The sequence below is a fragment of the Blautia acetica genome, from assembly GCF_038739805.1.
In the GTDB taxonomy this organism is placed as follows: domain Bacteria; phylum Bacillota; class Clostridia; order Lachnospirales; family Lachnospiraceae; genus Blautia.
This window is the reverse complement of the sequence record NZ_JBBEWO010000020.1, coordinates 39463-61479: the sequence shown is the minus strand read 5'-3', so window position 1 is coordinate 61479 and position 22017 is coordinate 39463. Positions and strand designations below refer to the sequence as shown.

Sequence of the window (22017 nt, the reverse complement as noted above, 5' to 3'; positions counted from 1 at the left end):
AAGGATGTGTAAACAGAATTCCCATAGCCGAAAGAGAAAGCCAGCGCCTTGAGACGCTGGCCTAGTAACAAGGGCTTATAGCCCTAGAGCAAACCACCCGTTGGACGGGTGGTCATGATATGGAGATACCAGTATTGCATTTGGGAGGGGAAGAAACGTGAAAATTGTAATTGCAGATGATGAAGAAATTATTTTGAAATGGATGAAGAAAAATGTGGAATTGCTATTTCCGGAACATGAGGTCGCAGCAATATGTATAAATGGGAAACAGGCTTTGGATTGCTGCCGGGAATTTATGCCGGATATATTGTTTACGGATATACGTATGCCGGTAATGGATGGTATGGAGCTGCTAAAGCAGTTAAAAACAGAAGGAAAGCTGCCCTATACTATTATATTAAGTGCTTATGATGATTTTTCCTATGCAAGGGAAGCTCTGAAACTGGGGGTTAAGGAATTTTTATTAAAATCAGAAATAGTAAAAGAAGAGTTGGAAAACTGTATTCAAAGAGCTGAAGAGGTCTTGAAAAATATAGAGAATCAAGCAGATATACAGGCGGAGAAGAAAGGAGAGGTAAAAGAATTTCTGGAGAATTTTCTAAGAGATGACGTAAGAATTACTCCGGAAATATTGTTGGATTGGGAACGATTATGGGGAGGAAATTACTTTACTATTATGCTTTTGAGAAATGCAAATAAGACATTAAATATGAATCGAGTAGAGGAAATTACTGATTTTTTCTTTCAAGAAAAAAAGCAGAAGGTTTTTTGTGTATTGCGAAAAGACAGTGAGGCATTGCTTCTTGCAGAAGTGGGGGAATCTGAAATAGAGAAGCTGTCTTTGGGAATATTTGAGACCTTTATATCTTTTGGTAACAGCTGTATATCTTTAAATGCAGGAGAAATCGGAAAAGACTGCGAGGATTTAAAAAAGATATACAAACAAGCAGAAAAAGCGGCTGATTATCAGCAATTTTACGAAAAAACAGGGGTGCTGAATTATGCTTGTGTTAAAGAAACGGGGAAAGAAGGGCAGATTTGGGAGGTCAGGTTTAAGGGAGAAGAGGAAATATGGATGGAACACGATTATGACAGGGCATTGGAAAATATGCAGGAGATATTCGATATGTTCCGAAAAGAGATGCCGGATATGGCGTTAGTCAGACATCTGTTGTTAGATTTTATCTTGAATATTTATTGGAATCACTTGGACGAGACACAGAGAAAAAAGTTTTCTATAGATGAATTTATTTTAATCAGCCATTGCAAAAGTATACGGGAATTGGAACACAGGGTATTGGTGTATATGAAGCAGTTTGTAGAAGTACTGAAGGCTTCCCGTCCTGTTTATAGTGAAGCGGTCTGTAAGGTTATACAGTATATTGAAGAGAACTACAGAGAAAATATTTCCCTGGAGGAACTTGCGAAGCACGTCCATATGAATAAAAGCTATCTTTCACATTTATTTAAGAAAGAAACAGAAAAAAATATCTATACCTATTTATTAGATTTTCGCATGGAAAAAGCAAAGAAGTTGTTAATAGAAACAAAACAAAGTGTTTATCAGACTGGATGTCTGGTTGGGATTCCGGATTCTGCTTATTTCAGTAAGGTTTTTAAAAAGAATACAGGAATGACGCCATTGGAATTCAGAAAAACAACATAGGGAGTCAAAAAGTCCGGAATATTGGAAACCGGACTTTTTTGTTGTGCAAAAAGACAAAGATTTTACAAGGAGAACAAAATAAAAAACAAAATAATGTGCTATACAGAAGGAAATAGTGCAAAGTGGGAAAAAAGTGATAGAAAAAGTAAATATATAACAGGATTACATATATAAATTGCATAGATAAAAATTGGGTATTGTGTATAATAAACATAGAATTTAGCAAGAGAATTAAGGAGGAAATAAAAAACTATGAAAAAGAAATGGAAAGTTGTTTTAAGCACTTTACTGACGGGAACTGTTTTGATGTCCGCAGCAGCATGTTCTGGTGGGAATGAAGATTTGGTTGCTGAGAAAGGCGGAGGTTCTAAAGGAGACAAACAGAAACTGGTATTTTTACGAGCGGGAACAGAGGATTACAAAAAAGAAGCATTTATGAAAATGATAGAAGGTTTTGAAAAAGAACATCCAGAGTATGAAGTAGAATATCAGGAAGCCCCATGGGGAGATGATTTTGAGACAAAGCTAAACACAGGATTTGCCTCAGGAACAGCTGCAGATGTAATTCATTATTCTTTATCTTCTATCGGCGCCAGAGTGCCAATGGGACAGTATGAGTGCCTTGATGATTATGTAGCGGACTGGGGCGATATGGCAGACTTTTATGACAGCGTTATCGAATCTGGTAGCATTGGAGGAAAAGTGTATGGAATTCCTTATACACCGGATGCCCGTATGTTTGCGATTAATACAGAGCTGTTTGAAAAGGCGGGGTTGAACCCGGATAATCCACCTTCTACATGGGAGGAACTGAAAGAAGCTCATGAGAAACTTCTAGTAAAAGATAAATCGGGAAATGTTACACAGTGCGGATTTGGACTTCCCACCAGCGGTGCAAACATCAATCAGTATTTGCAAATCTTTGCAATGCAAAATGGGGTTGAGAATCTGGTGGATGAGTCAAACGATAAAATTTTATTCAATGAACCGGAAGCAGTAGGGGCTTTGAATTTTATGAAAGAATTAAAGGATATTGGGCTGGTGGAATGGGATAATACACAGTCTGACCAGAATCCGTTTCATAATGGAACAGCAGCCATGACAATACTCAATGAGAATGAATTTAATAGTATTAATACCGGAGATTTAGAAGGAAAAATTAAAATGGTACCAATGTTTTCGGAAGAAAACAGTGCTACTTTCTGTGGTATGCACTTTATGTTCATGAATGCGAACTCAAAACAGAAAGAAGGTGCATGGGAATTGATGAAATATATGTGCAGTGAAAATTCTATGAATTTGTGGATGGATACGGTAGGAGCTGCGCCGGTTAGAAGTTCTCTTGAAAAGCCTTATCTTGAAAAAAATCCGGAAAACGGACCTAGAATTATGGAAGCTATTGAGAATGGAAAAGGTACGCCTAAAGTGCCTTATTTTAACAGTGTCCTTACATATGTGGATGATGCTATGGAGCAGGTATACTATGACCAGAGCAACGCAAAAACAGCTTTAAATGAGGCTGCAGAGAAGGTTCAGGAGGAAATTGACAACCAGTAAGGAGGTGCGTTATGGCGAAACAGGGAGTTTACGGAAACAGAAAGAGTGATAAAGAAGCCTATTTAATGATTTTGCCGGCCTATCTGATTTTTGCTGTGTTTATTTTGATTCCCGTTGGAATGGTTTTATATTATAGTCTCACGGACTTCAATATGTATGCAATTCCTGAGTTTTTGGGAGTGAAAAACTATGTGAAGCTTTTTTCTGATACGGAATTTCTGACGGCAGTGAAAAATACGCTGTTTTATACGGCAGTTACGTTGACAATACAGTTGGCAATCGGACTATTGCTGGCGGTTTTGCTTTACCGGAAGTCAAGGGCGGTTCCTGTTTTCAGGACTGCTTTGTATCTTCCCAATATTATGTCCATGGTTTGTGTTTCTATGGTATGGCTGTGGCTGTATAATCCTAATTTCGGACTTTTCAACAGGCTTCTGGAATTTATAGGAGTTGCGCCTCAGAAATGGCTTATTAATCCGGAGCAGGCAATGCTGTGTGTGATTCTGGTAGGAATCTGGAAAAACTGCGGTTATTCTATGGTGATTTTTCTAGGTGGGCTTACAGGTATACCAGAATCTCTGTACGAAGCGGCAGAACTGGATGGAGCAGGTCCTATTCGCAGATTTTTGAATATTACATGGCCCATGCTGAGACCAACGACCTTTTTTCTGCTAGTGACCGGAATTGTAAACAGTTTTGCAGTTTTTGAGCAGGTTAATATTCTCACCAGCGGTGGTCCGCTGAATCGCACTACCACGGTGGTTCATCAGATATACCGCAGAGGATTTCTGGAATTTAAAATGGGATATGCCAGTGCAATGGCTGTGTTGCTATTGGGATTTTCTCTTATCGTCACAATGTTGGTATTTAAATTTGGGAATAAAGGTCAGGATATAGATGTTTCATAGGAGGAAAGAGATGAAAAAGAAAAAATGGACAAAGGGAATCTGGTTGGTTTGTATGGGGGGAGTTTCTTTTATTATGATACTTCCTATTGTAATGATGATTTCTACCTCCTTTAAAACTACAGGAGAAATTAATTCTGCGGTTTTTCATTTCCTGCCGGGAACTTTTGACTTTAACAATTATAAAGAAGCATTATACACAGGAAACTGGAGTGTTTATTTTCGGAATTCTTTGATGATTACCATAACGAGCATTGCGTTTTCACTGTTGTTTAATTCCATAGCGGGATATGCTTTTGCCAGACTACAGTTTCGTGGCTCAAAAATTTTGTTTACGTTGCTTTTGGTAGGGTTGATGATGCCGCCGCAGGTTACTATGCTGCCGACTTTTTTGATTATGGCTAAATTTCCTCTTGCAGGAGGAAATAACCTTATGGGATTTGGCGGTTCCGGATTGATGAATACGTTGCCGGGAATTATTATTCCATTGGTATCCGGTTCTTTTGGCATCTTTTTGTGTAAACAGTTTTATGAAAATTTTCCGCGTTCTCTGGATGAAGCGGCAATGATTGATGGAGCAAGTAAATGGAGAACCTATTTTTCTATTTACATTCCAAATTCTAAAGTGATTCTGGCTACGCTGGCACTTTTAAAGGGGTCAGCGGTATGGAATGATTACCTGTGGCCACTGGTTATGACGAATTCAGAAAGTATGCGTACAGTCCAGTTGGCCTTGACTATGTTTCGGGATGAAACCACAGTGAGATGGGGACCTATGATGGCAGCGGCAACTTTAATTTCCGTGCCAATGATTATCTTATTCCTGTGTGCACAGAAATATTTTGTACAAGGTATTGTATCGACAGGCTTGAAATAGAGGAGAAAAAATATGGAAAGACCCAATATTATATTTTATTTTTCAGACCAACAGCGTTGGGATACGCTGGGGTGTTATGGGCAGCCTTTAGACGTAACGCCTAATCTGGATCGACTGGCAAAGGAAGGGACTCTTTTTGAACGGGCTTTTACATGTCAGCCAGTATGCGGACCTGCACGGGCTTGTCTGCAAAGTGGAAAGTATGCCACACAGATAGGGTGCCATCGCAATGCACAAGCGCTTCCGGAAAACATAACAACATTGGCGGATTATTTTCGCCGGGCAGGTTATGAGACCGCGTATGTAGGAAAGTGGCATTTGGCATCTAATCGCAGCAGCTACGAGGCTTTGGAAGATGAAGAAAACTTCGAGACAAGAGCAGTACCTGAAAACAGGAGGGGTGGTTATCGGGACTATTGGATGGCTTCCGATGTACTGGAAGCTACTTCCCACGGTTATGATGGATATGTTTTTGATGAAACTGGGAAAAAACACGAATTTATAGGATATCGTGCAGATGCTGTTAATAATTATGCGATCCATTATCTGCATAAGTATCAGGGGGAAAACCCATTCTTTCTGTTCATTTCTCAGATCGAACCACATCATCAAAATGACCATGGTAGGTTTGAGGGACCGGACGGAAGTAAAGAACTTTTCGGCAATTTTACTCCTCCTGGTGATATGACGGAGGGAGAGGGAGACTGGAAGGAAAATTATCCGGACTATTTGGGGCAGTGCCATAGTTTGGACAAAAATGTAGGATATTTGGTAGATACATTGAAAGAAAAAGGCCTGTGGGACAACACAATATTGTTTTATACATCTGACCATGGTTGTCATTTCTGTACCAGAAACAGCGAATACAAGCGTTCCTGTCATGAATCCAGTATTCATATTCCGCTCATTGCAACAGGTGGAAGTTTTACGGGCGGTAAACGTATTCAGAATCTTGTAAGCTTGATAGATTTACCGGTTACGCTGTTGGATTGTGCAGGGATTCCAAAACCGGAAGATTTTCAGGGGCATTCGCTGAGAAACTTGGTAGAAGGAAAAGTGCAGGAATGGCAAGAGTGTGTGTTTGTTCAAATCAGTGAAAGTCAGGTGGGGCGTGCTATTCGTACACGCAAATGGAAATATTCTGTTGTGGCAGAGGAAGACCCTTGGGAATGTCCTGGAGCAGATGTTTACTATGAGCAGTATTTGTATGACTTGGAAAAAGACCCTTTTGAAAGTGTGAATTTGGTCAGAAATCCTGTTTATAGAGATATTAGGGGGCAGTTGGCAGAGAAGTTGAAAGAGTGTATGAAAAGAGCGGGAGAGAAAATTCCGGAAATAAGACCTTACCAGGAATAAAAGAATAGAAAACCAGAGAATCCCACAGAGCCGGGCGTTCTCTGGTTTTCCTATTTCGAAGGAGAAATTCTATGTTTTAGTGCACTTTTACTTTATCACACAAAAATATTTTGGGTAATTTGGTTAAAAACGTCAAAAGAAACAGGCCTTTTTCTGCGCTGATTAGGAAAATAGACGTTTTTTAGACTGCGCGAATGATACAATCACAAAAAAAGCAAAGGAGACGATGTGAAATGAACAATGCAGATATCGGAAATGCAATGGTAATCAAGTTAGACCCGGTGTTACCGGAATATCCAACCTTTAAGGAAGGTGTCAGAAGAGCGCCGATGAGAGAACTGACACTGAACAAAAGAGAGATTAAACTGGCAGTAGCAAATGCTTTGAGATATGTACCGGAAGAACTGCATGAACAGCTGGCACCGGAATTCCTGGACGAATTATTGACACATGGACGTATTTACGGATACCGTTTCATGCCAAAGGAAAGAATTTACGGAAAACCCATTGATGAATATAAAGGCGAATGTATCGAAGGAAAGGCTTTCCAGGTTATGATTGACAACAACCTGGACCATGACGTAGCGCTTTATCCTTACGAACTGGTTACATATGGAGAAACCGGACAGGTTTGCCAGAACTGGATGCAGTATCAGTTAATCAAAAAATATCTGGAAAAACTGACACATCATCACACACTGGTTATGATGAGCGGACATCCAATGGGACTCTTTAAATCTCATGAATCCAGCCCGAGAGTTATCGTGACAAACGGACTTATGGTTGGTATGTTTGACAATCCGGAAGACTGGGCAAAAGCAACAGCTATGGGAGTTTCTTCCTATGGACAGATGACAGCCGGCGGCTGGATGTACATCGGACCACAGGGTATCGTTCACGGTACTTTTAATACGATTTTAAATGCAGGACGTAAATTCTTAGGCGTTCCACAGGACGGCGATTTGGCCGGACATTTATTTGTAACCAGCGGTCTTGGCGGAATGAGCGGCGCTCAGCCAAAAGCTATCGAAATTGCAGGCGGTGTCGGTATCGTTGCGGAAGTGGATTACTCCAGAATTGAAACACGTCACAGCCAGGGATGGGTAAGTCTGGTCATCGAAGACGCAGCGGAAGCATTCCGTGTGGCTCAGGAATACATGGATAAGAAAGAAACCATTTCCATTGCATTCCACGGAAATATCGTAGACCTTCTGCAGTATGCAGTTGACAATAATATTAAGATTGAACTCTTATCTGACCAGACATCCTGCCATGTTCCATACGACGGAGGTTACTGCCCACAGGGTCTGACCTTTGAAGAAAGAACAGAAATGCTGGCAAATGATAAAGAAAAATTCTGTGAACTGGTAGACCAGTCTCTGGTGAAACATTATCATCTGATTAAGACTCTGGTAGAAAGAGGCGCTTACTTCTTTGATTATGGCAATGCATTTATGAAAGCAGTCTTTGACGCAGGCGCAAAAGATATTGCGAAGAACGGAGAAGACACCAGCGAAGGCTTTATCTTCCCATCTTATGTAGAAGATATTTTAGGACCGGAGCTGTTCGACTATGGATATGGACCATTCAGATGGTGCTGTCTGTCCGGCAAACCGGAAGATTTAAGAAAAACAGACCATGCAGCAATGGAAATCATTGACCCGAACAGAAGAAGCCAGGACAGAGATAACTACATCTGGATTCGCGACGCAGAAAAGAACAAACTGGTTGTTGGTACACAGTGCCGTATTCTGTATCAGGATGCTCTTGGAAGAAGAGATATCGCTCTGAAATTTAACGAAATGGTAAGAAACGGTGAAATCGGACCGGTTATGCTGGGACGTGACCACCATGATACAGGCGGAACAGATTCTCCATACAGAGAAACCTCTAACATTTATGATGGTTCCAACATTACGGCAGATATGGCTGTTCACTGCTACGCAGGCAATGCAGCAAGAGGTATGAGCCTTGTAGCTCTTCACAACGGCGGCGGTGTTGGTATCAGCAAATCCATCAACGGCGGATTTGGTATGGTTCTGGACGGAAGCGAAAGAGTGGACGAAATTTTAATGGCAGCTATTCCATGGGATACTATGATTGGTGTATCCAGAAGAAGCTGGGGCAGATGTGAACATTCGATTGAAACAGTTGCAGAATACAACAAGATTAGAAATGGTGAAGATTACATCACAATGCCATACCTGGCAAACGATGAATTGATTGAAAGAGTGTGCAAAGACGTGGTGGTAGAACCTCATCATCATACACACCACTAAGAATTTCCGCAAACAGTTATGAGGAGACAGAACATGAAGAAAAGATATATACGCCATGCCTCCGAATTGGTTACCTGTAAGGGCAGCGCGCCGAAACACGGAAAAGAAATGTCGGATATTGGTCTGATTAAAGACGGCGCTGTGATTATCCATGATGATAAAATCGTTGCCACAGGTACTACGGAGGAACTGGACAGACAGGTGGACTTAAACGAATATGAAGTCATAGACGCTGCAGGGAAAACCGTTATGCCGGGATTCGTGGATTCTCATACACATTTTATTTTCGGCGGATACCGGGCAGATGAATTTTCCTGGAGATTAAAAGGCGACAGTTATATGTCCATTATGGAACGGGGCGGCGGCATTAATGCCACCGTTGTTCCTACCAGAGAAGCTACAGAAGAGGAATTGATAGAAGCAGGAGAAGAACGGTTGAACCGTATGCTGGAATTCGGTGTTACCACCGTAGAAGGCAAGAGCGGTTACGGCATGGACTGTGAAACAGAGCTGAAACAGCTTCGTGTCATGAAAAAACTGGATGAAACCCATCCTGTGGATATTGTCAGAACCTTTCTGGGACCTCACAGTGTTCTTCCTCAGTGGAAAGGCAAAGAAAGAGAATTTCTGGAAGAACAGCTTCAGGGGGTTATGCCGAAAGTAAAGGAAGAGAACCTGGCAGAGTTTGCTGATATCTTTACAGAAAAAAATGTATTTAATATAGAAGATTCCGAGTATTATCTCACAGAAGCAAAAAAGATGGGATTTAAGCTGAAAATTCATGCAGATGAAATTTACCAGCTTGGAGGCGCAGAACTGGCTTCCAGAGTGGGAGCTGTATCTGCAGACCATTTGCTGAAGGCTTCCGATGAAGGAATCCGTCAGATGAGAGAGGCCGGAGTTATCAGTACCCTCCTTCCTGCCACTGCATTTTCTTTGAAAGAAGAGTATGCGCCGGGAAGAAAAATGATTGATGAAGGATGCGCAGTGGCGCTTGCGTCGGATTTGAATCCGGGCAGCTGCTTTACCAATTCTATCCCTCTTTTGGTAGCGCTTGGCTGTATTTATATGAATATGTCCATTGAGGAAGTCATTACCGCACTGACCATTAACGGCGCGGCGGCTGTAGACAGAGCTGATACCGTGGGAAGCCTGGAAGCGGGAAAACAGGCGGATATTGTTATTTTGAAATTCCCATCTATCCACTTTATGCCATATCACACAGGCATTAATCTGGTAGAAACGGTTATCAAAAAAGGGGAAACTGTATATCACAAAGAATGGAGATAAGGAGAACACAATTATGAACAAAATTATCGAATGCGTACCGAATTTCAGTGAAGGAAGAGACAAAGAAAAAATCGAAAAAATCGTGGACTGCTTCCGCAATATAGAAGGTGTAAAATTATTAGACTACAGCTCTGACGAAGACCACAACAGAAGTGTCGTAACCGTTATCGGTGAACCGGAACCATTAAAAGAAGCTATGGTTGCAGCGATTGGAAAAGCAGTAGAATTAATCGATATGACAAAACATCAGGGACAGCACCCACGTATGGGTTGTGTAGACGTTGTTCCATTCATTCCTATCCGCAACACAACGGTAGAAGAAGCAGACGCTCTTGCAAAAGAAGTTGCAAAAGAAGCAGCAGACAAATTTGGTCAGCCATTCTTCTTATATGAAAAATCTGCTACAGCTCCTCACAGAGAAAATCTTGCAAAAGTTCGTCAGGGACAGTTTGAAGGTATGGCAGAAAAAATGAAAGACCAGGAAAAATGGAAACCGGATTTTGGTCCAAACACCATTCATCCTACCGGTGGTGTAACAGCTATCGGCGCAAGAATGCCGCTGATTGCTTACAACATCAACCTGGATACTTCTAGCGTAGAAATCGCTCAGAAAATCGCAGATAAAATCCGTCACATCAAAGGCGGCTTCCGTTACTGCAAAGCTATGGGCGTTATGCTGGAGGACAGAAACATTGCGCAGGTATCCATGAACTTAACAGACTATACAAAAACATCTGTTTACACAGTATTTGAAACCGTTCGTATGGAAGCAAGACGTTACGGCGTAAATGTACTTGGCAGTGAAGTCGTTGGTCTGATTCCGCTGCAGGCAATTGTAGACTGCGCAGAATACTACCTGGGATTTGAAGGCTTTGACCCGAAACAGGTACTTGAAACAAGACTTTAATTCAAAATAATATAAGAGGTATATGCCATGAAAAATATGACAATTAAAGAATTCGCCATGCAGACAGCCTCTAATGAACCAGTACCTGGGGGCGGAAGTATTTCCGCCCTCGCTGGCGCTTTAGCAGCAGCTCTGACAGAAATGGTGGCGGGATTGACGATTGGCAAGAAAAAATACGCAGAAGTAGAAGAAGAAATGAAAGAGGCTGTAGAGCCTATGCATAAAATCTGCGAGCAGCTGTTGGACGACATCAAAAGAGACAGCGAATCTTTTGATTTGTATATGCAGGCTCTGACGCTTCCGAAGGAAACAGAGGAAGAAAAGGCAGCCCGTACAGAAGCTATGCAGAACGGATTAAAAGCAGCCGTAGCCGTGCCTTTATCTGTGGCAAAAGCCGCTTATGAAGTGCTTCCGTTTGCGGAAGTGATGGTGACAAAAGGAAATAAAACAGCCGTTACCGATGCTTTGGTTGCGACTATGATGGCAAGAACTGCAGTGTTGGGCGCGCTGTTTAATGTAAAAATCAATCTGGAATCCATTAAGGACGAAGAATTTGTAAAAGCAACTTCTGAGGAAGTAGCGGTGCTGGAGAAAAAAGCGGTTGCCTTTGAGCAGAAGATTCTGGCTCAGGCGGGCGTTTCCAAAAGTGTAACAGAGTAAGACAGAAGAAGGAAGACGATGAAAGGAGAAAGCCTGTGAAGATTTTAAAAAATGCAGTAGCAGGAACCCTGGAATCCAGTGATTTGTTTATTCAGATTGAGCCAGACGAAAAGGAACTGACCCTGGAGATTGACTCCGTTGTTGCGAATCAATATATGGATTCCATTCGGGCTGCCGTACTGGAAACCTTAAAGGAATTTGATGTTTCCACGGGAAAAATCTTTATTAAAGACAAAGGTGCCTTAGACTGCGTCATACGCGCACGAATGGAAACTGCACTGAAAAGAGGGGGAGTGGAAACGTTATGAGAAGAACCATGCTGTTTTTACCGGGAAACACTCCCAATATGCTGATAAATGGGGATACTCTGGGTGCAGACACCATCATTTTTGATTTGGAAGACGCAGTGTCTCCGGACGAAAAGGATGCAGCCAGAATTCTGGTGAGAAATGCACTGAAATATCAGTCTTTCCCCAACTGTGAAGTGGTAGTTCGTATCAATCCTACGGATACGGAATTCTGGAAAGAAGATTTGAAAGCGATTATTCCTCTGAAACCGGATGTGGTTATGCCCACGAAGGTAAGCGGGGGCGAGATGATTCGCCAGGTGGCAGATTACATAACAGAAGTGGAGAAAGCAGCCGGAGTGGAGGAAGGCTCTGTGAAGATTCTTCCACTGATTGAAACTGCTCTTGGCGTAGAAAAGGCTTTTGATATTGCCAGCGCAGATAAGCGGGTTATCGGCCTGTTTCTGGGAGGAGAAGACTTTACTGCAGACATGCACTGCAAACGGACCAAAGAGGGCAAGGAAATCTTTTATGCCAGAACACGTCTGGTATGTGCGGCCAGAGCCTGCGGCATTGAAGCCTATGACACGCCGTTTACCGATGTGGAGGATATGGAAGGCCTGGAAAAAGATACCGAATTTGCCAAGAGTTTGGGATTTGCAGGAAAAGCGGTGATTTCGCCGAGGCATGTGGATATTGTAAATGCCGTTTTCTCTCCCACAGAGAGTGAAATCGAATATGCCCATGACGTCATGGATGCCATCGAAAAAGGCAAGCGTCAGGGCAAGGGTGTGATTTCCTTAAGAGGGAAGATGATTGACGCACCTATTGTAAAACGTGCCCGTCAGGTACTGGAAATGGAAGAAGCGATTTATGGAGGTGCGTGCAGATGAATAAATTAATCGGTTCTGTAAAAGAAGCCATTGAAAAAGCAGGGCTGAAAGACGGAATGACCATCTCTTTTCATCATCATATGAGAAACGGCGATTATGTGCTGAATATGGTGCTGGACGCAGCAGCCCGGATGGGAATTCGGGATTTGACGGTAAATGCAAGTTCCATTTTCGATATTCACGAACCTATTATTGAACATATCAAAAACGGGGTTGTGACAGGGCTGGAATGTAACTATATGGGTGCAAAGGTAGGAAAGGCGATTTCCAAAGGGATTCTGGCAAAACCAGTGATTTTCAGAAGTCACGGAGGAAGAGCCGGAGATATGGAAAATGGTTCCTCAAAAATTGACCTTGCTTTTCTGGCAGCGCCCTGTGCAGATGAGATGGGAAACTGCAGCGGAAAATACGGCCCGTCAGCCTGCGGTTCTCTGGGATACGCATTTTCTGACGCGCTGCATGCAGACAAGGTAGTGGTGCTGACCGATAACCTGGTGCCTTATCCGTTAAAAGATACCTCCATTCATGAGGGTTATGTGGATTATGTAGTGCAGGTAGAGCAGATTGGCGACCCGGCGCGGATTGTGTCCGGAACTACAAAGATTACCCGTGACCCTGTAGGACTTCGCATTGCAGGTCTGGCGGCACAGGTGGTGAAGCATTCCGGATACTTAAAGGACGGTTTCTCTTTCCAGACCGGCGCCGGAGGTGCATCTCTGGCTGTGGCAAAATATGTGGAAGAGATGATGGAAAAGGAACACATCAAAGGCAGCTTCTGTATGGGCGGCATTACGGGTTACATGGTGGATATGGCAAATAAAGGATACTTTGACACGATTTTGGATGTGCAGTGTTTTGATTTAAAAGCCATTGAATCCATTCGGGAAAATCCGAAACACCAGGAAATTTCGGCTATGCGCTATGCGTCCCCGGCGGCGAAAAGTGCAGCAGTAGACAGTCTGGATGTGGTGATTCTCGGTGCAACCCAGGTAGATGTGAATTTCAATGTCAATGTGCATACGGATTCCAATGGATACATCATGGGAGGTTCAGGCGGACACTGCGACACAGCAGCAGGTGCAAAGCTGGCAATTATTGTGGCGCCCCTTATCCGGGCCAGACTTCCTCTGATTGTAGATGAGGTGCTGTGCAAATCCACACCGGGTGAGACGGTAGATGTGGTGGTAACCCAGAGGGGCATTGCCGTGAATCCGAAACAGAAGGAATTAAAGGAAAAATTAATCAAAGCCGGACTGCCGGTAAAAGATATAGAAGAATTGAAACAGATTGCAGAGGACATTGCGGGTGTCCCCAAACGGGTGGAAATGGGAGAACGAGTTGTAGCAAACGTACTGTACCGCGATGGAACCTTACTGGATACCATTAAAAATGTATTATAAATCAGAAAAAGCGGAAGGGAGCGGTTTACAGTGGATAAAAAGAAATTAATCATCGGCGTTATCGGCGCAGATGTACATGCAGTGGGAATCAGTATTCTCCAGCATGCCTTTGAGGATGCGGGATTTGATGTGACAAACCTTGGAGTTATGGTGTCTCAGGAGGAATATATTTCCGCTGCCATTGAGACAGGCGCAGATGCCATTTTAGTGTCCTCTCTTTATGGTCACGGAGAGCTGGACTGCCGTGGTTTGAGAGACAAATGCAACGAGGCTGGTTTAAAGGATATTCTCTTATATGTAGGAGGAAATATCGTTGTAGGAAAACAGCCATTTAATGAAGTGGAAAAACGTTTCAAAGCCATGGGCTTTGACCGGGTATTCGGTCCGGGTACAGCGCCGGAAACAACCATTGCAGCATTGTATGAAGATTTCGGCATGGAAGCTCCAAAGACAGAGGACTGATAAAGCGAGGCGGTGAATGAAATGAAACCAATCTTATTGGTGGACTTTGGCAGCACCAACACCAAGGTAACGGCTGTGGATGTGGAAGGCTGTGAGATTCTGGGTACGGCGGCAGCGTATACCACAGTGGAAACAGATATTAACAACGGGCTTTGCGACGCGCTGGAACTCCTGGAAAAGACAGTGGGGCATATGGAATATGAGGAACGCTATGCCTGCTCCAGCGCAGCCGGAGGACTGAAGATGATTTCTATCGGTCTGGTACCGGAACTGACGGCCCAGGCCTCTAAAGAGGCGTCTCTGGGCGCCGGTGCAAAGGTATGGAAAACCTATTCTTTTAACCTGACAAAAGGGGATATGCGGGAGATTGAGAAATATCACCCGGATATTATTCTGCTGACAGGAGGAACGGACGGGGGAAACGCAGAGTGTATTCTCTATAATGCCAAAATGCTGGCAGATTTAAGCTATGACTGCCCCATCGTCATTGCGGGAAACCGCTGTGCAGCAGAGGAGTGTCAGGAAATTCTGGAGGGAAGAACCACTTATATCTGTGAAAATGTTATGCCAAGGCTTGGTGAATTGAACATTGAGCCCACACAGAAACAGATACGGGAAATTTTTCTGAAGAGAATTGTGCAGGGAAAAGGACTTTCCGAGGCTTCGGATTTGGTTTCCGGCATTATTATGCCAACACCTTCTGCCATGCTGGCAGCCATGGAGTTGTTGTCTGACGGCTGGGAGGATTGCCGGGGCATTGGAGAACTGGTAGGCGTGGATTTAGGCGGCGCCACAACAGATGTCTATTCCATTGCAGACGGAAATCCGGCCAATGCAGCTACGGTGATGAAGGGACTGCAGGAGCCATATGCCAAACGAAGTGTGGAAGGCGACATTGGTATGCGTTACAGTGCCCAGGGGATTCTGGAAGCGGCAGGAGACCGGAAACTGTCGAAAATATCCGGTATCAACCGCCAGAAAATTGCGGGACTGGTGGAATATCTGGGAAATCACACAGACTATATTCCGGATAACGAAGAAATGGAAAATATGGACTATGCGCTGGCCTGTGCGGCTGTGGAGACAGCGGTGACACGTCACGCAGGTTCTCTGGAACAGGTATATACCCCCTGTGGACTTACTTATCTGCAAAGCGGCAAGGATTTGCGCCGTGTAAAATACGTCATAGTCACAGGCGGTGCACTGATACATGCAAAACATACAGAGGAGATTGCCAAATACGCTCTGTATGATGAGAGCACTCCCGGCTCTTTGCGCCCGGAGCATGCGGAAATCCTGGTGGATAGAAAATATATTCTGGCGGCCATGGGACTGCTTTCCCAGCATTATCCCACAGCGGCGCTGGAAATTATGAAGAAGGAGATTGCTTATTATGGACATAAGGAATAAAAGATTGTCGGATGATGAATTTTACGGTATCCGAAAAGAAATTCTGGAACAGTGGCCGACAGGTAAAGATGTAGATTTTGACGAAGCGGTTGAGTATCACAAAAATATGCCGGAATCAAAGAGCTTTTCCAGGAAGCTGTCAGCAGCGAAGAAGGAGAGAAGAACACTGATTCAGCCAAGAGCCGGTGTAGCATTGATTGATGAACACATTAAACTTCTGCAGTATCTGCAGAACCAGGGTGAGGCAGATTTGCTTCCTACAACCATTGATTCTTATACACGTCAGAACCGTTATGAAGAGGCAGAGGTGGGAATTAAAGAGTCTATCCACACACAGAAATCCATGCTCAATGGTTTTCCGGCCGTCAACCACGGTGTATACGGATGCCGTCAGATTATTGAAAATCTGGATACTCCGGTACAGGTACGCCATGGTACTCCGGACGCCAGACTGCTGACAGAAATCTGCTATGCAGGAGGGTTTACAAGCTATGAAGGCGGCGGTATTTCCTACAATATTCCATATGCAAAAGACGTTCCTCTTGAGAGAACCATTTATGACTGGCAGTATGTAGACCGTCTGACCGGTATCTACGAAGAAGCAGGCGTATCCATTAACCGTGAGCCGTACGGACCGTTAACCGGTACTCTGGTTCCGCCGTCTATGTCCAATGCGGTTGCCATTATTGAGGCTCTTCTGGCAGCAGAACAGGGTGTAAAAAATGTAACCGTAGGTTACGGCCAGTGCGGTAACCTGGTACAGGACGTTGCAGCCCTTCGGGTTCTGGAAGAACTGACAGAAGAATACCTGGAAAAATACGGATACGAAGATGTAACCGTTACTTCCGTACTTCATCAGTGGATGGGCGGCTTCCCACAGGACGAAGCAAAAGCCTTCGCTGTTATTTCCTGGGGAAGTTCTGTAGCAGCTCTGGCAAAAGCTACAAAGGTAATTGTTAAGACTCCTCATGAAGCCATTGGTGTACCGACCATGGAAGCCAATGCACAGGGGCTGCGCTGTACAAAACAGGCCATTTCCCTGTTAGCTGACCAGGAATTAAAGAGCTCTGCTCTGGAACTGGAAAAGGCCATCATCAAAGGGGAAACCTGTGCTATTGTGGACAAGACCTTTGAACTTGGTATGGGTGATCTGGCGCTTGGCGTTATCCGCGCAGTCAAAGCCGGTGTCATTGATATTCCGTTTGCCCCGAGTAAATACAATTTCGGCAAAATGCTTCCGGCCCGTGACCATGAAGGCGCTGTGCGCTACTTAAATACCGCCCACGTTCCGCTTCCGCAGGAACTCATTGACTTCAACAGAGGCAAGATTGAACACCGTGCGAAGATGGAAAAGAGAAAAGCTTCCTTCCAGATGGTGATTGACGACGTGTATGCAATCAGTAAGGGTAGATTAGTTGGTAAGCCTAAATGATGAGAGAGGCAGAAACGAAAGAGAAAATATAAAAGGAAAATAGAAAGAAAGTTTACTTTATCACGGTAAATAAAGGAGAAGAGTATCATGAAAATAGTAGACGTAGTTTGTTCAAAAGCAAGAACCGGATTTTTCTTTGATGACCAGAGAGCGATTAAAAAAGGCGCTGTTTCTGACGGCGCTGCATATTTTGGGGAGACCGTTACACCGGGATTTAAGTCTGTAAGACAGGCCGGAGAGGCCATTTCCGTCATGCTGATTCTGGAGGACGGACAGATTGCCTGGGGTGACTGTGCAGCCGTACAGTATTCCGGTGCAGGCGGACGTGACCCGCTGTTTCTGGCAGAAGACTTTATTCCGATTATTGACAAATATATCAAACCGGAATTGGTTGGAAAAGAGGCGGACAGCTTTAAGAACTTATGCGAAATGCTGGAAAACATTCAGGTGGAGGGTAAGAGACTGCACACCGCTATCCGCTATGGAGTAAGTCAGGCGATTTTGGACGCAGTGGCAAAATCCAGCAAGCGTCTGATGTGCGAGGTTGTTGCTGATGAATACGGCACAACGGTTTCAGAAGAGCCGATTCCTGTATTTACCCAGTCCGGGGACAGCCGTTATGACAATGCGGATAAGATGATTTTAAAAGGTGCTGCGGTTATGCCTCACGCTTTGATTAACAATGTGAAGTTAAAACTGGGCGAGCACGGAGAAATCTTAAAAGAGTATGTGGCGTGGTTAAGAGACCGTGTGCTGAAGCTGCGCAATGACGAAAATTATATGCCGGTGTTCCATATTGACGTATACGGTACGATTGGTGCAATTTTCGGCGTAGACAATTATCCGGCTATGGCGGATTATCTGGCAGAACTGGAAGAAGCGGCAAAACCCTTCCATTTGAGAATTGAAGGCCCTATGGACGCAGAGGAAAGAGAAAAACAGATGCTCTGCTTAAAGGGACTGAGAGAAGAAGTGGACAGAAGAGGCATTGATGTAGAGTTAGTGGCAGACGAATGGTGCAATACTCTGGAAGATGTAAAATACTTTGCAGACAACAAAGCCGGACATATGGCACAGATTAAGACACCGGACCTTGGCGGAATCAATAACATTGTGGAAGCCGTTCTTTACTGCAAAGAAAAAGGATTCGGCGCTTACCAGGGCGGTACCTGTAACGAAACAGACCGTTCTGCACAGGTTTGCGTAAACTGTGCAATGGCAACCAAACCGGACCAGATTCTTGCAAAACCGGGCATGGGTGTTGACGAAGGCTTTATGATTGTTTACAATGAAATGGAAAGAATCCTTGCTCTTAGAAAAGCAAGAAAAACTCAGAAATAAAGGTTGACGAAACACAGGTGTCGTATTGAGTGAGGATTGAAAAGCCCCTTTATACGGCACCTTTTGTGCAAAGCAGAGGAAAAAAGTATGGCATATTCAAAACAGATGCAGGAGGGAAACCTGTACAGCTATTATTTTGCACCCAGAGGCAATCGCCGTATGGCGGATTTGGGTATGCAGTTAAGCCAGATGTATTTAAGCCCCTTTGACCACATTATAGGAATTATCGGAGACGCAGGAGCCGGAAAGAGTCTCTTGATTAAGGGAATGTTTCCGGGGGTGGATTTGACCAATGACGATGAAGGCGTCAATATTCGTCCCCTTCCTCTTCTTCATGAGGATTTGGAAGACCCGTTTTCTCCTCATACCTATCATTTGGATATCCGGTTTGAGTCTGCATTTACCCAGATGCATGTGCTGGCAGAGGCTATTCTGGAAGCTTCCAGGAACGGAAAAATGGTAATTGTGGAGCATTTTGAACTGATATTTCCGTTTTTGAAGAGAAACGCAGACCTGTTGGTAGGAATCGGGGAAGAAATCATCATTACCCGTCCCAACATGTTCGGGCCGCTTCCGGAAAACATTGCAAAGATTGTACACAAGTCCGTGGTCTACAGGAAAGCAGCTCATACGCTGGAGGATTTGTGTGTGCATTTCATGGGAGAGGGATATGCACAGGACGGTCCCCGCTCCGATGTGCGTCATGGGTTTGTACTGGAATTTGAGCAGAAGCCGGATGTGAATTTGTTTCAGTTGGAAAAAAAGGTGAAAGAAGCAGTGGCGCAGGATTTGCCGGTTTCTTATTATGATGAACATCATGTGCAGATTGGTCCGTACATTCTGGAATGTCTGGGACCGAGAATGCATATTTCCAGTACCGGGAAAATCGGGGACTTTACTCTGGTAAAGGAATATCCCCAGGATCCCAGAAACGGGTATTATATGCTGATTGGACTGCTGGGACAACATCAGTCCGACGATATTAAGGACTTTAACCGTATTGATTTCAGCAGACCTTTAAGCGGTCAGCCAAAGTAAAACAGAAAGGTAGGAACAAGTATGGTTCGCAGCGTAAACGTAGAACTTCTGACACAGAATATTAAAGAAATGTGCATACAGGCCAATCACTATCTGGCACCGGATATGGACAAGGCTATGAAAGATGCACACGAGAAAGAGACAAAGCCTCTGGCAAAACAGATTTTGGGACAGCTTCTGGAAAATCTGGAAATTGCGGGGGAAGATATGATTCCCATTTGCCAGGATACCGGTATGGCCGTAGTATTTTTGAAAATCGGACAGGACGTACACTTTGAAGGAGGCAGCGTAGAAGACGCAGTAAACGAAGGCGTGCGCCAGGGGTATCAGGAGGGTTATCTGAGAAAATCCGTTGTGGGTGATCCGCTGCTTCGTGTCAATACAAAAGACAATACACCGGCTATTATTCACTATGAACTGGTACCGGGGGATAGAGTAGAGATTTTGGTAGCGCCTAAGGGCTTCGGAAGTGAAAATATGAGTAAAATCCATATGCTGAAACCTGCGGATGGCGTGGAAGGCGTAAAAGAAGCGATTGTGAATACGGTAAGAGAAGCAGGCCCTAACGCATGTCCTCCTGTTGTGGTAGGCGTGGGAATCGGCGGCACCTTTGAAAAGGCTGCCATTTTGGCGAAAAAGGCGCTGACCCGTGAAATCGGTACACATTCCGAACTTCCTCATATCAAAGAACTGGAAGAGGAACTGCTGGCAAAAATCAATGAAATCGGTCTGGGACCTGCAGGCCTTGGCGGCGATACCACAGCGTTGGCAGTGAATATCAATACTTATGCGACACATATTGCGGGACTTCCGGTGGCAGTGAACATCTGCTGTCATGTAAACCGTCATATTGCCAGAACCATATAATGCTTTGGGAGGAATGAGAATGGACAGATATATGAAAGCGCCTCTGGATAAGGAAGAGGTAAAGACACTGGAAGCAGGAGATTATGTCTATATTACGGGAACGATTTACACTGCAAGAGATGCGGCGCATTTGAGAATGTCCGAGGCTCTGGACAGGGGAGAAAAACTTCCTGTTGAGTTGGATGGAAATGTGATTTATTATATGGGTCCGACTCCGGCCAGAGAGGGACGTCCCATCGGTTCCGCCGGTCCGACTACAGCAAGCCGTATGGATAAGTATGCCCCCAGACTGCTGGATTTGGGTCTGACCGGTATGATTGGAAAGGGACGAAGAAAGCAGGAAGTTACAGATGCCATTGTGCGAAACGGCGCTGTTTTCTTCGCCGCTGTAGGCGGTGCGGGAGCGCTGCTCTCCAAGTGTATCAAGAAGGCAGAAGTGATTGCCTATGATGATTTGGGCACAGAGGCTATCCGTAAACTGGAAGTGGAAAATTTTCCGGTGATTGTAGTGATTGATTCTAAGGGACGGAATCTTTATGATGAGGTTTGTAAGAATTAAAGAAACTTTTGTCTTGAATAGAGATATTCTGTAATCGTTTTGTTCGGTTAGAAGATTAAAAGCGTGTAAAGGGCTGACGCACTAAGGAATTGGTGGGCAGCTCTTTACAGTATGATGAATACATAAAATGAAGATAGCAATTTGCGATGATGATAAAAGGGCCGCTGACATACTAATGGATATCCTACACCAGTATCCCAACCCCCTGGAAAAGATAGATGTGTATTTCAGCGGCGAGGAGTTTCTAAAGCAGACGGAAACTTATGACCTTTTGTTCCTGGATATTGATATGAAAGGAATGGACGGAATTGAAACAGCCAGGGGATTCGTCTTCGAGACAGAAAGCTGAAAATTGTCTATGTGACGGCCTACAGCGAATACGGGGGCAGAGCCTTTTCCGTTCACGCCTTTGGATATCTTTTGAAACCGGTGACAAAGAAGAAAATTCTGGCTCAGGTGGAGGATGCCAGAACCTACCAGGAGGAAGAACAGGAAAAAGTCCATTGTTGGAGTTTTCTACAAAAAGCGGACTGATTTTTCTGCATCCGGAGGAGATTTACTTCTTTGAATTTTCCGGAAGAAGGATTTTTATAACTGCCAGGGATGGGACTTATGAAATGGGAGGAAGGCTGAAAGATGTGAGAGACCGGATGGAAGAATACGGATTTGCCTCACCCCACAAAAGTTTTGTGGTGAATCTGGGGGAAATTAAAAATATGAGAGGATACGAGATTTATATGACAAATGGTACGGTAATTCCTCTGGCACAGAAACAGTCCCCTTTGTTTAAAGAGGTTCTGAGCAAATATCTGGCAGGCAGGAGGAAGTGAT

22 protein-coding genes are annotated in these 22017 nt (G+C 44.1%); all 22 read left to right on the top strand.

Translation table 11 applies throughout. The annotated features are described in order from the left end of the window. The first annotated feature begins 157 nt into the window (after window positions 1–157). The gene (locus WBS51_RS12535; RefSeq protein ID WP_173749917.1) at window positions 158–1666 is read left to right on the top strand and encodes a helix-turn-helix domain-containing protein; all 1509 of its coding nucleotides are present in this window, start codon (window positions 158–160) and stop codon (window positions 1664–1666) included. 252 nt (window positions 1667–1918) lie between these two features. Then, a complete protein-coding gene (locus WBS51_RS12530; RefSeq protein WP_173749916.1) occupies window positions 1919–3223 on the top strand; it encodes an ABC transporter substrate-binding protein in 1305 nt (434 codons plus the stop codon). An 11-nt stretch (window positions 3224–3234) separates the two neighbouring features. Beyond that, on the top strand, window positions 3235–4131 hold the full coding sequence (locus WBS51_RS12525) for a carbohydrate ABC transporter permease (RefSeq protein ID WP_291682209.1): 897 nt from the start codon (window positions 3235–3237) through the stop codon (window positions 4129–4131). A gap of 10 nt (window positions 4132–4141) precedes the next feature. Then, window positions 4142–5005 (top strand): carbohydrate ABC transporter permease, encoded by an 864-nt coding sequence (locus WBS51_RS12520; RefSeq protein WP_294463295.1) that lies wholly within the window; start codon window positions 4142–4144, stop codon window positions 5003–5005. Between the two features lie 12 nt (window positions 5006–5017). Continuing rightward, entirely contained in the window at window positions 5018–6361 is a 1344-nt protein-coding gene (locus WBS51_RS12515) for a sulfatase-like hydrolase/transferase (RefSeq protein WP_294463294.1), read from the top strand. Between the two features lie 233 nt (window positions 6362–6594). Continuing rightward, window positions 6595–8640: a urocanate hydratase gene (locus WBS51_RS12510; RefSeq protein WP_173750163.1), complete on the top strand. Its 2046-nt coding sequence runs from the start codon at window positions 6595–6597 to the stop codon at window positions 8638–8640. Window positions 8641–8673: 33 nt separating this feature from the next. Further along, window positions 8674–9930: an imidazolonepropionase gene (gene hutI / locus WBS51_RS12505; RefSeq protein WP_173750162.1), complete on the top strand. Its 1257-nt coding sequence runs from the start codon at window positions 8674–8676 to the stop codon at window positions 9928–9930. Between the two features lie 13 nt (window positions 9931–9943). After that, window positions 9944–10837 (top strand): glutamate formimidoyltransferase, encoded by an 894-nt coding sequence (ftcD, locus tag WBS51_RS12500; RefSeq protein WP_173750161.1) that lies wholly within the window; start codon window positions 9944–9946, stop codon window positions 10835–10837. Between the two features lie 27 nt (window positions 10838–10864). Beyond that, window positions 10865–11497, top strand: coding sequence for a cyclodeaminase/cyclohydrolase family protein (locus tag WBS51_RS12495; RefSeq protein ID WP_173750160.1), 633 nt, complete (start codon window positions 10865–10867; stop codon window positions 11495–11497). Window positions 11498–11532: 35 nt separating this feature from the next. Continuing rightward, on the top strand, window positions 11533–11805 hold the full coding sequence (gene citD / locus WBS51_RS12490; RefSeq protein WP_173750159.1) for a citrate lyase acyl carrier protein: 273 nt from the start codon (window positions 11533–11535) through the stop codon (window positions 11803–11805). Continuing rightward, on the top strand, window positions 11802–12677 hold the full coding sequence (locus WBS51_RS12485) for an HpcH/HpaI aldolase/citrate lyase family protein (RefSeq protein ID WP_294461548.1): 876 nt from the start codon (window positions 11802–11804) through the stop codon (window positions 12675–12677). Before citD ends, WBS51_RS12485 begins: the two co-directional genes overlap by 4 nt. Beyond that, window positions 12674–14077: a citrate lyase subunit alpha gene (gene citF / locus WBS51_RS12480; protein ID WP_180211157.1), complete on the top strand. Its 1404-nt coding sequence runs from the start codon at window positions 12674–12676 to the stop codon at window positions 14075–14077. Before WBS51_RS12485 ends, citF begins: the two co-directional genes overlap by 4 nt. 30 nt (window positions 14078–14107) lie before the next feature. Beyond that, the gene (gene glmS, locus WBS51_RS12475) at window positions 14108–14539 is read left to right on the top strand and encodes a methylaspartate mutase subunit S (protein WP_173750156.1); all 432 of its coding nucleotides are present in this window, start codon (window positions 14108–14110) and stop codon (window positions 14537–14539) included. A gap of 21 nt (window positions 14540–14560) precedes the next feature. Next, on the top strand, window positions 14561–15949 hold the full coding sequence (gene glmL / locus WBS51_RS12470) for a methylaspartate mutase accessory protein GlmL (protein ID WP_291682212.1): 1389 nt from the start codon (window positions 14561–14563) through the stop codon (window positions 15947–15949). After that, entirely contained in the window at window positions 15933–17381 is a 1449-nt protein-coding gene (locus WBS51_RS12465; RefSeq protein WP_173750154.1) for a methylaspartate mutase subunit E, read from the top strand. Before glmL ends, WBS51_RS12465 begins: the two co-directional genes overlap by 17 nt. Window positions 17382–17468: 87 nt before the next feature. Continuing rightward, window positions 17469–18722: a methylaspartate ammonia-lyase gene (locus tag WBS51_RS12460; protein ID WP_173750153.1), complete on the top strand. Its 1254-nt coding sequence runs from the start codon at window positions 17469–17471 to the stop codon at window positions 18720–18722. Between the two features lie 87 nt (window positions 18723–18809). Beyond that, a complete protein-coding gene (locus WBS51_RS12455; protein WP_173750152.1) occupies window positions 18810–19760 on the top strand; it encodes an alanine-tRNA synthetase second additional domain-containing protein in 951 nt (316 codons plus the stop codon). Window positions 19761–19781: 21 nt separating this feature from the next. Beyond that, window positions 19782–20627, top strand: coding sequence for a fumarate hydratase (locus WBS51_RS12450; RefSeq protein ID WP_173750151.1), 846 nt, complete (start codon window positions 19782–19784; stop codon window positions 20625–20627). A 19-nt stretch (window positions 20628–20646) separates the two neighbouring features. Beyond that, on the top strand, window positions 20647–21186 hold the full coding sequence (locus WBS51_RS12445; RefSeq protein ID WP_173750150.1) for a Fe-S-containing hydro-lyase: 540 nt from the start codon (window positions 20647–20649) through the stop codon (window positions 21184–21186). Window positions 21187–21313: 127 nt separating this feature from the next. Then, on the top strand, window positions 21314–21535 hold the full coding sequence (locus tag WBS51_RS12440) for a LytR/AlgR family response regulator transcription factor (protein WP_226853626.1): 222 nt from the start codon (window positions 21314–21316) through the stop codon (window positions 21533–21535). Between the two features lie 11 nt (window positions 21536–21546). Then, window positions 21547–21720: a hypothetical protein gene (locus tag WBS51_RS12435; RefSeq protein ID WP_291682215.1), complete on the top strand. Its 174-nt coding sequence runs from the start codon at window positions 21547–21549 to the stop codon at window positions 21718–21720. Continuing rightward, on the top strand, window positions 21690–22016 hold the full coding sequence (locus WBS51_RS12430) for a LytTR family DNA-binding domain-containing protein (protein ID WP_291682216.1): 327 nt from the start codon (window positions 21690–21692) through the stop codon (window positions 22014–22016). Before WBS51_RS12435 ends, WBS51_RS12430 begins: the two co-directional genes overlap by 31 nt. Window position 22017 lies beyond the last annotated feature (1 nt).

Bases quoted from the DNA above. Each gene is read 5' to 3' on its own strand.
- WBS51_RS12525 (WP_291682209.1), top strand. From the start codon at position 3,235: ATGGCGAAACAGGGAGTTTACGGAAACAGAAAGAGTGATAAAGAAGCC.
- WBS51_RS12460 (WP_173750153.1), top strand. From the start codon at position 17,469: ATGAAAATAGTAGACGTAGTTTGTTCAAAAGCAAGAACCGGATTTTTC.
- WBS51_RS12455 (WP_173750152.1), top strand. From the start codon at position 18,810: ATGGCATATTCAAAACAGATGCAGGAGGGAAACCTGTACAGCTATTAT.
- WBS51_RS12450 (WP_173750151.1), top strand. From the start codon at position 19,782: ATGGTTCGCAGCGTAAACGTAGAACTTCTGACACAGAATATTAAAGAA.
- WBS51_RS12515 (WP_294463294.1), top strand. From the start codon at position 5,018: ATGGAAAGACCCAATATTATATTTTATTTTTCAGACCAACAGCGTTGG.
- ftcD (WP_173750161.1), top strand. From the start codon at position 9,944: ATGAACAAAATTATCGAATGCGTACCGAATTTCAGTGAAGGAAGAGAC.
- citF (WP_180211157.1), top strand. From the start codon at position 12,674: ATGAATAAATTAATCGGTTCTGTAAAAGAAGCCATTGAAAAAGCAGGG.
- WBS51_RS12495 (WP_173750160.1), top strand. From the start codon at position 10,865: ATGAAAAATATGACAATTAAAGAATTCGCCATGCAGACAGCCTCTAAT.
- WBS51_RS12440 (WP_226853626.1), top strand. From the start codon at position 21,314: ATGAAGATAGCAATTTGCGATGATGATAAAAGGGCCGCTGACATACTA.
- hutI (WP_173750162.1), top strand. From the start codon at position 8,674: ATGAAGAAAAGATATATACGCCATGCCTCCGAATTGGTTACCTGTAAG.
- WBS51_RS12445 (WP_173750150.1), top strand. From the start codon at position 20,647: ATGGACAGATATATGAAAGCGCCTCTGGATAAGGAAGAGGTAAAGACA.
- glmL (WP_291682212.1), top strand. From the start codon at position 14,561: ATGAAACCAATCTTATTGGTGGACTTTGGCAGCACCAACACCAAGGTA.
- WBS51_RS12485 (WP_294461548.1), top strand. From the start codon at position 11,802: ATGAGAAGAACCATGCTGTTTTTACCGGGAAACACTCCCAATATGCTG.
- WBS51_RS12530 (WP_173749916.1), top strand. From the start codon at position 1,919: ATGAAAAAGAAATGGAAAGTTGTTTTAAGCACTTTACTGACGGGAACT.
- WBS51_RS12465 (WP_173750154.1), top strand. From the start codon at position 15,933: ATGGACATAAGGAATAAAAGATTGTCGGATGATGAATTTTACGGTATC.
- WBS51_RS12520 (WP_294463295.1), top strand. From the start codon at position 4,142: ATGAAAAAGAAAAAATGGACAAAGGGAATCTGGTTGGTTTGTATGGGG.
- WBS51_RS12510 (WP_173750163.1), top strand. From the start codon at position 6,595: ATGAACAATGCAGATATCGGAAATGCAATGGTAATCAAGTTAGACCCG.